At 67.5% G+C, this 413-nt stretch carries 1 protein-coding gene; it reads left to right on the top strand.

Going from position 1 to position 413, the window contains the following annotated elements:
• Positions 1–413: hypothetical protein (locus AC1DQ3_RS36850; protein ID WP_477125003.1), on the top strand; the 413-nt coding region annotated here is incomplete at both ends.

Raw genomic sequence — 413 nt, 5'->3', positions numbered from 1 at the left:
GAGCAGCGGCCCGGCCTCGGCCTGAGCGAGCTGTCCCTGCTTTCGGGCACCTTGGAAAGCCATCTGCGCCGCGAGCCGGCCTTCAAGGCGCTCTCCGTGGAACTGGCCGCCATTCGCGACGCCGTGCCGCGCCGGGACGGGGAAGCCAATCTGGCCTACGCCCGCCGCCTGCGCGAGCAGCGGCCCGGCCTCRGCCTGAGCGAGCTGTCCCTGCTCTCKGGCGCCACGGAAAGCCAWCTGCGCCGCAAGCCGGCCTTCAAGACGATGTATGCGCAGCCTGCGGCCATTGGCAGCCACGTGCCGGCACAAGTCATCAARTCGGAGTCGACAACCATCAAGGAGCCAGATCCTGTATTCGTGGAGAAGCCGTTGGACCAGGCGCGAACAGCGTTCTTCGAGGAGTTGGCATCGCA

The sequence above is a fragment of the Cupriavidus sp. 01T418 genome (genome assembly GCF_056398885.1).
Note: the sequence above shows the minus strand (reverse complement) of the source record. Positions and strands in the feature narration are given on the sequence as shown.